General features: G+C 70.4%; 7 protein-coding genes. 2 read left to right on the plus strand and 5 right to left on the minus strand.

What is annotated here, in order from left to right:
* Positions 1-674 (plus strand): NAD(P)/FAD-dependent oxidoreductase (locus BDIM_RS18180; RefSeq protein WP_040346385.1); only part of this gene is annotated, 674 nt, incomplete at its 5' end.
* 4 nt (positions 675-678) lie between these two features.
* Here the strand turns inward: BDIM_RS18180 and BDIM_RS15215 are convergent.
* From BDIM_RS15215 to trpS, 3 genes are read right to left on the minus strand one after another with little or no spacing between them, the layout of a single operon-like run.
* Positions 679-1,143, minus strand: a complete 465-nt coding sequence (locus BDIM_RS15215; protein WP_003166469.1) for an OsmC family protein — start codon at positions 1,141-1,143, stop codon at positions 679-681.
* 33 nt (positions 1,144-1,176) lie between these two features.
* Entirely contained in the window at positions 1,177-1,902 is a 726-nt protein-coding gene (locus tag BDIM_RS15220) for a GNAT family N-acetyltransferase (RefSeq protein ID WP_040346387.1), read from the minus strand.
* Between the two features lie 5 nt (positions 1,903-1,907).
* Positions 1,908-2,945, minus strand: coding sequence for a tryptophan--tRNA ligase (gene trpS / locus BDIM_RS15225; protein WP_003166470.1), 1,038 nt, complete (start codon positions 2,943-2,945; stop codon positions 1,908-1,910).
* Between the two features lie 250 nt (positions 2,946-3,195).
* On the opposite strand from trpS, the gene BDIM_RS15230 reads away from it, so the two are divergent.
* Positions 3,196-3,699: a hypothetical protein gene (locus tag BDIM_RS15230; RefSeq protein WP_003166472.1), complete on the plus strand. Its 504-nt coding sequence runs from the start codon at positions 3,196-3,198 to the stop codon at positions 3,697-3,699.
* Here BDIM_RS15230 and murJ read toward each other — a convergent pair.
* Together murJ and glnD are read right to left on the minus strand one after the other, a co-directional pair.
* Positions 3,694-5,391 carry a murein biosynthesis integral membrane protein MurJ gene (gene murJ, locus BDIM_RS15235; protein WP_003166473.1) on the minus strand — a complete coding sequence of 566 codons (1,698 nt, stop codon included), beginning with the start codon at positions 5,389-5,391 and terminating at the stop codon, positions 3,694-3,696. The genes BDIM_RS15230 and murJ overlap by 6 nt on opposite strands.
* Before the next feature lie 30 nt (positions 5,392-5,421).
* Positions 5,422-7,968 (minus strand): [protein-PII] uridylyltransferase (gene glnD / locus BDIM_RS15240; RefSeq protein ID WP_155818751.1); only part of this gene is annotated, 2,547 nt, incomplete at its 5' end.

Below are 7,968 nucleotides of genomic sequence, written 5' to 3' on the forward strand. Positions count from 1 at the left end.
CCGAGGCGGTGGACGCGACGCGCATCGACGGCGGCTTCTCGGTCGCCTTCGCCGACGGCAGCCGCACCATGGGTCGCCGCCTGATCCTGGCCCACGGGGTCGAGGACGTCCTGCCCGACCTGCCCGGCGTAAAGGAGCGCTGGGGCCGCACCGCCCTGCACTGTCCCTGGTGCCACGGCTATGAGGTCGGCGGCGGGCCGATCGGCGTTCTGGGACGCGGCGACCATGCGGTCCAATATGCCAGCGTCGTCGCCGAATGGGGCCAGGCCGTGCTGTTCATCGACCCGGCGCGCCTGAGCGAAGACGACGCGCGCGTGCTGGCCCGACGCGGCGTGACCATCGAACCGACGCCCGTCGAACGTCTGGAAGGCGAGGCGCCGACCCTGACCGGGGCGCGGCTGACGGACGGGCGCTTCATCCCGCTGAAGGCCGTCTTCGTCGGCGCCCATGTGCGGCAGTCCGGCGGCTTCGCCGAGCGCCTGGGCTGCGAGATGACCGACACCCCCATGGGCCGCATCGTCAAGGTCGACGCCCAGCAGCAAACCAGCCAGCCGGGCGTCTTCGCCGCCGGCGACCTCGCGCGACCGGCGGGCAACATCACCCTGGCGACGACGGACGGCATGACCGCCGCCCACGCCGCCTTCCGCTCCCTGATCGAAGAGGAAACAGCCTAGGGTTTCAGCGCGGTTCGACCTTCACCTCGGCGCGGACCGAGTTGGCGATGTAGCAGACGTCATGGGCGCGGTGATGCAGGTCGGCGATGGCCGCCGCATCCGGCAGCTTGTCGCCTGACCAGGTCACGGCCGGGCGCAGAACGATCTCGGTGATCGACATCTTGCCGCGCTCATCCTTGCCCAGGGTTCCTTCCGCCTCGTCGCGATAGGAGTCGACCACGAAGCCGTCCTTGCGGGCGTAGGCCAGGAAGAACAGCATGTGGCAGCTGGACAGGGCGGCGACCAGGGCCTCCTCCGGGTCCACCGCCGCCTCTTCCGACAGGGACGGCGGGATCATGGGCGAGGGCGCCGACGAACCGCGCACCACTGCGCCGCCGTCGAAGCGCCAGTCATGGCCGCGTCCGTATTTGTTGTCGCTGAAGGGCTGATCGCCCCGGTTCCATTCGACGACGGCGACGTGCTGGCTCATGACAGGCTCCGAAACAAAGGGTCGAAGCTTTAGCTAGGCGCCCGGTTCGGCTTTCGCCAGATCGCCCTTGGCCAGATCACCCTGAACCAACATCCTCATCTGCATCTGCGCGCGGATGGTGAAGCCCAGCGAACGATACAGGGCGATGGCCCCGGCGTTGTCGGCGTAGGAGTGCAGGAAGGCCGTCTCGCCGCGCGCCAGGATGCGCGCGATCACCGCCCGCATCAGCGCCCCGGCGTAGCCCCGCCCGCGCGCATCAGGGTGTGCGCAGACGCCCGAAACCTCGGTGAAGCCGTCGGGCTTCAGCCGCTCGCCCGCCATGGCCAGCAGCCGCCCGTCCTGCTTGACCCCGAAGAAGTCGCCCAGCCGATGCGTCTTGTCGAAGAAGGGGCCGGGTTCTGTCAGGGTCGCCAGGGCCAGCATGGCCGGGGCGTCGGCCTCGGTCAGGGGTTCGACGGCGATGTCGCGCGCCTTGGCGGGCGCCAGGTCGACCAGCACCATCTGCGTCAGCACCGCCTCCTTCAGCACCGTCAGGCCAAGCGGAACGGGGGTGCGCTCCGCCTCGACCGTGGCCAGCAGGCCCTCGGGCTGGTCCAGCGCCGCTATCGCCGCCAGGCTTTCCGGCGACTGATCGACGCTGGCGACGAAGACGCCGTAACCCGGCGCCAGCCGCAACGCACCGCCCGCGCCCACGGCCAGGGACGCCTGACGTGCCGACGTCAGGGCGTTCCAGACCGGACGGTCGAGCGGGTGCGCCATTCGGCTCAGCCCTGCCAGAAGCCGACGATCTTCTTGACCTCGGCGATGGTCGGCTCGGCGATTTCGCGCGCCTTTTCGGCGCCGGCGGCCAGGGCGCGGTCGATCTCGGCCGGGTCGTTCATCAGGCGGCGCATCTCGGCGGTGACGTTCGCCATCGAGGACACGGCCAGTTCGGCCAGCTTGGGCTTGAAGGCGCCGAAGCCTTGGCCCGCGAACTCGGCCAGCACGGCCTCGCGCGTCGTTCCAGCCAGGGCGGCGTAGATGGCAACCAGGTTCTTGGCCTCAGCCCGACCTTCCAGACCCTCGAGCGTTTCCGGCAACGGCTCCATGTCGGTCTTGGCCTTGCGGATCTTGTTGGCGATGGCGTCGGCGTCGTCGGTCAGATTGATGCGCGACAGGTCCGACGGATCGGACTTGGACATCTTGGCCGCGCCGTCGCGCAGGGACATGACCCGCGTCGCCGGACCCTGGATCAGCGGCTCGGGCAGGGGGAAGTAGCCCGGCGCGCCGAAGTCGTTGTTGAACTTCTGGGCGATGTCGCGGGTCAGCTCCAGGTGCTGCTTCTGGTCTTCGCCGACCGGCACCTCGGTCGCCTTGTAGAGCAGGATGTCCGCCGCCTGCAGCACCGGATAGGTGTAGAGGCCGACGCTGGAGCGTTCCTTGTGCTTGCCCGACTTTTCCTTGAACTGGGTCATCCGGTCCAGCCAGCCCAGGCGGCCAACGCAGTTGAAGATCCAAGCCAGTTCGGCGTGGGCGGGCACGGCCGACTGCGGGAAGATGACCGCCTTGGCCGGATCGAGGCCCGAGGCCAGATAGGCCGCCGCGATCTCGCGCGTCTGGGCGGCCAGCTTCTCCGGCTCCTGCCAGACGGTGATGGCGTGCATGTCGGCGACGAAGACGAACAGGGGCGCGCCCGTCTCCTGCAGTTCGGTGAAGCGCTTCAGCGCCCCCAGGTAGTTGCCCAGGTGCAGGGCGCCGGAGGCCTGGATGCCGGACAGGATGCGGCGCGGACCGGTGTATTGAGCCGGAGTCTGATCAGTCATGATAGCGGATCTCGAAAATCGAAAGGCGAACGTCGGCGCACGTTTTCGCGTGCGAAAGAGGGACATGCGGAAGCACGGTGCGGCGGATCAGCCGCGCCATCGTCCATGAGCGAAAATTCGTCCCGAAAGCGCCATGTCCTCGCGCTTATCGGTTCGAGGCGCGAAGGGCAACACTCCTGCGGCGGTTCGCGCGTCGCCGCGATCACGGAACGATGTTAGCCTCCTCTTCCATCGGCATGGAGGGAAGGACATGGACGAGTTCGAAGTCGCCCCGCCCGAGAGTTTCGACTCTCGTCAGGCGCTGACGCGGATGCTGGCGCTGCTGCGCCACCTGATCGACATGATCGCCGAGTTCAGGGAGACGCTGATCCTGACCAGCGGCGGCGACCCCGCCGATCCGGTGCTGGACGACGCCTTCCTGGCCGCCCGCAGTTTGGCGCTGGAAGATGTCGACGCCCTGATCGCCTTGGTCGATGCGGCCGACTTCACCGCCCCGGCCATGGTCGAGCACCGCCTTCAGGGCGAGGCGCTGCGCTTCAAGATGCTGGCGATCCTGGCGGCCTATCGCCTGGTCGTCGCCGCCCAACCCAGCCGGAATCCGGGCATGAGCCGAGGCTGGTCCCTGTACCGCCGCGCCCTGCGCGGGACGCTGGCGGCCATCGACGGGCCGCTGGAGTCCCTGACGGCGGCCCTCGGCGCCAAACAGGGTCTGGTGGAGTTCAAGAAGGCGCTGGAGGTTCTGCTGGACCTATGACCGGGCCGAGCGCCGGACCAGGCCCTTGACCTCGGCCACCGTCACGGCGCGCGTCAGGAAGGCCAGGACGACATAGGCCAGACCGCCCGCCGCCACGACCAGCAGCAGGGTGATCTCCTTGGCGCCGTGGGTCGAGCCCAGCATGGCCAGCAGGTCCGCGACCGGCGCCTGCAGCATCGGCCGCGCCCAGGAGGCGACGCCGACCACCGCCGCTAGGCCTGCGCTGGCCAGGGCGATGCGCCCCAGACGCCAGACCGCGCGCGGACTGGGGCGGTAATGGCCACGCCGCCACAGGGTCGCCGCCAGCAGGATGACATTGGTCCAGGCCGAGGCGCTGACCGCCGCGGCGATCCCCGACACCCCCATGCCCAGATAGAAGAGGCCGATCGCCAGCGCCGCGTTCACCGCCACCGACACCAGGGCGAACACCATGGGCCTGCGCGTATCGCCGCGCGCGAAGAAGGCCGGCGCCAGGATGCGGATCAGGACGAAGGCGGGCACGCCCCAGCCGAAATGCAGCAGGGCGTGAGCCGTGTTGACGGCGTCGATCTGAAGGAAGGCGCCGCGCGTGAACAGGGCGTCGATCAGGAAATAGGGCATGGCCATCAGGGCCGCCGCCGCCGGCAGGGTCAGGGCCATGGACAGGATCAGCGCCTCGTCCATCGAGGCCTGCTGCTGGCCGTGATCCTGCGACGCCACCGCCGCCGACAGCTTGGGCAGCAGGGCGATGCCGATGGCCACTCCGACCAGCCCCAACGGCAGCTGATACAGTCGGTCCGCCGTCGCCAGCCAGGTGCGGCCGCCGTCGACGAAGCTGGACAGGTTGCCGGAGATGAAGACGTTGATCTGGGTCGCGCTGTTGCCGATGGCGGCGGGAACTGCGGTGATGATGATGGCCTTCACCGCCGGGGTCATCTTCGGCAGGCTGAGGCGGATGTTCGCCCCCGCCCGACGCGCCGCCCACCAGCACAGACCCGCCTGGGCCACGCCCGCGACCAGCACGGCCCATGAGGCGGCGTAGGCGGCCTCGATCTGGTCGCCCTTCACCGGAATGACGGCGGCCAGCATGATCAGGTTCAGCAGGATCGGATAGGCGCCCGAGACGATGAACCGCCCCCGCGCGTTCAGCACCCCGCTGAGCAGGGAGGCGATCGCCATGCAGGGCAGGTAGGGCATGGTGATCTGGGTCAGGATCACCGCCAGCTTGAACCGCGCGGGATCGTCCAGAAAGCCGATGTTGATGACGGTCATCAGCCACGGCATGGCCAGCTGGGCGACGAGGGTCAGGGCCACGGTGACGGCGGCCACGGCGGCCAGGGCGTCGGTCGCCACCTTGTCGGCCGCCGCCTCGCCTTCGCTCTTCAGCGTCTTGGCGTAGGCGGGCACAAAGGCGGCGGCGAAGGCGCCCTCGGCGAAGATGCGTCGGAACAGATTGGGGAAGTTCAGCGCGGTGTAATAGGCGTCGGCCGCCGGGCCCGCCGAGGCCCCCAGCGCCGCCGTGATGACCAGATCGCGCGCGAACCCGGCCAGCCGGCTGAGCAGGGTCATGGCGCTGAAGACGGCCGAGGACCGCGCCACCCCGCCCGTCTTGGCTGTTGCAGCAGACGCAGGCGGCTGGACGACGGGTTCGACCGTGGCGTTGGCGGCGGAAATCGGCGCGGCCGGTTCGATGGGATCGGTCTTGTCGTTCACGGCTGTTCCTGCGCTCGGTCCCGAAACGCCTTAGCGCGCCTGCGGGCCGCTGGATACGGGCGAACGGCCCAGCGCGCCTTCCAGATCGGAGACGTCGCGCACGCTGGCGCGCACGGGGACGATGCGCCGTCCCGCCGGGCCTTGGAGCGTGCGGTCCAGCACCTCCAGCAGGTCGACCTTCAGCGCCTCCAGCCTCGCCTTGCTCTTCGGCTTCCGGCCGTCCGCGTCGGTGATGTAGAAGCCGTCCACGGCCCGCTCGCCGAAGCTGGCGACATGGGCCGAGCGGGTCGAATAGCCGTGCGCCGAGATGGTCCGCGCCAGATCGGCCAGCAGGCCCGGGCGGTCGGCGCCCGAGACCTCGATCACCACGGCGCTGGTGCCCGTATCGGCGTCAATCCGCACCACCGGCCGCACATCGAAGACGGCGCGGCGGGCGCTGACGCGCGGCGGCTCCAGGGTCGAGGTCCGCGCCCCCTTCAGCACCGCCCGCTCCATCGCCTTGACCAGAATGGCCAGACGTCGCGGCTCGCGCCCGCCATAGGGTTCGCCCGCCCCGTCCTGAATCTCGAACACGTCCAGCGCCATGCCGTCGTCGGCCGTGGCCAGCCGCGCGCCCACCACGTCGGCGCCCGCCATCGACAGGGTGGCGGCCAGGTCAGCGAACAGGCCGGGCCGGTCGCGCGCCGCCACGGCCACGCGGGCGGTGGATTCCAGCGGCCCTTCGGCGGGCAGGGCCTCGACCGCCGCCCCCTCGCGCCGCGCCCGTTCGACCAGCGCCGGGTGGTCGGCCAGAGGATCTTCGCGCGTCACGGCGTCGCCCCGGAACAGGGCCTCGGTCGCCTCGAACAGGGCGCGCATCAGCTGCCCCTTCCAGCCGTTCCACACGCCCGGCCCCACGGCGCGGATGTCGGCCACGGTCAGCACCATCAGCATCCGCAGACGCTCTGGGTCGCCCACAGCCTCCGCAAACGCCCGCACGGTCGAGGGGTCGGATACGTCGCGCTTCTGGGCGTAGTCGCTCATCAGCAGATGATGGCGCACCAGCCAGACGACCAGCTCGATCCGGCGCGGATCGACGCCCAGCCGCTCGCACGCCCGGCGCGCGGCGATGGCGCCGTCCTCCAGCTGGCCCCGGTCGCCCCCCTTGCCCACGTCATGCAGCAGCATGGCCAGCATCAGGGCTTCGATATCGGCGATGCGGGGGACGATGGCGGTCGAGGCCGGGTGGTCTCCCTCCAGCTTGCCGCGCGCGATGTCGTTGATGATCCCGACCGCCTGCAGGGTGTGCTCGTCCACCGTATAGGCGTGGTACATGTTGAACTGGGTCTGGCCGACGATCCGCCCCCACTCGGGCAGGAAGCGCCCCAGGAAACCCGTCTCATTCATGATCGACAGGACGCGATAGGGCCGCTGGCCGTGCGCCAGCACCGTCAGGAAAGCCTCGGCCGCGCGCGGATCGCGCCGCAGGGCGGGCGTCACCAGCGTCAGCGACCGGATCACGGCGGCGAAGGCGTCGGGGTGCAGGTCCAGATCCAGCCGGTCCGCCTCGACGAACAGCAGCAGCAGACGCGCCGGGTCGCGGGCGAAGACGTTCGGCCCGGTGACGGTCAGCCGCCCCTCCTCCACCGCCAGGCCGTCGAAGGCCAGCTTGACCCGGCGGCGCCGGATCAGCCGCGACAGGCCGCGCGCCAGCCCTTCCGCCTTCTTCTGCTGGCGCGCCTCCAGCTGGGCCGAGACGGCGCGGGTCAGGGCGCCGACCTCGCGTGCGACCTGGAAATAGCGGCGCATGAAGCGCTCGACCGCCAGTTCGTCGCCGCGCCCCCGCCAGCCCATGCGCCGGGCGATCTCGGGCTGGAAATCGAAGGTCAGCTTCTCCTCGGCCCGTCCGGCGACCAGGTGCAGCAGGATGCGCACGCGCCACAGGAAGCCGATCGCCTCGCGGAAGCTGCGCAGCTCGCGCGCGGTCAGCAGGCCCTCCAGCGCCGCCTGCCCGCGCTCGCTGTCCGGCGCCAGGGAGCGGGCGATCCAGAACAGGGTGTTGAGGTCGCGCAGCCCGCCCTTGCCGTCCTTGACGTTCGGCTCGACGCGATAGCGGACGGCGCCGGTCTTCTGCAGACGCACGTCGCGCTCGGCCATCTTGGCGGCGATGAAGGGGCGCGGATCGGCGCGGGCCACGGAAGTGCGGAACCGCTTCAGCAGGCTTTCGCCCAGGGCCGCATCCCCGGCCAGCACCCGCGCTTCCAGAAGCGTCGTTCGCACCGTCATGTCGTCGCGCGCCAGGGTCAGCGTCTCGCCGATGGAGCGGAAGGCCGACCCGACCTTCAGCCCCAGATCCCACAGGGCGTAGTGGACGAACTCCACCACCGCCTGAGCGCGCGGGCTGATCGCCTGCCCCGGCCGAAGGAACAGCAGATCGAGGTCCGAGAAGGGCGCCAGCACCCCGCGCCCGTAGCCGCCGACCGCCAGCAAGGTCAGCCGCTCGTCCGGAGCCGGATGGACCTGTTCGGTCGCGAACCGCCACAGGGTCGCCAGCAGGGCGTCGGCGGCCTCGGCGTAGAGACGGGCGGCCTCAGCCCC

Source organism: Brevundimonas diminuta ATCC 11568 (genome assembly GCF_000204035.1).
Lineage (GTDB): Bacteria > Pseudomonadota > Alphaproteobacteria > Caulobacterales > Caulobacteraceae > Brevundimonas > Brevundimonas diminuta.

Coding starts and splice junctions, on each gene's coding strand:
- BDIM_RS15215 (WP_003166469.1), bottom strand. CDS start 1,143: ATGAGCCAGCACGTCGCCGTCGTCGAATGGAACCGGGGCGATCAGCCC.
- BDIM_RS15220 (WP_040346387.1), bottom strand. CDS start 1,902: ATGGCGCACCCGCTCGACCGTCCGGTCTGGAACGCCCTGACGTCGGCA.
- trpS (WP_003166470.1), bottom strand. CDS start 2,945: ATGACTGATCAGACTCCGGCTCAATACACCGGTCCGCGCCGCATCCTG.
- BDIM_RS15230 (WP_003166472.1), top strand. CDS start 3,196: ATGGACGAGTTCGAAGTCGCCCCGCCCGAGAGTTTCGACTCTCGTCAG.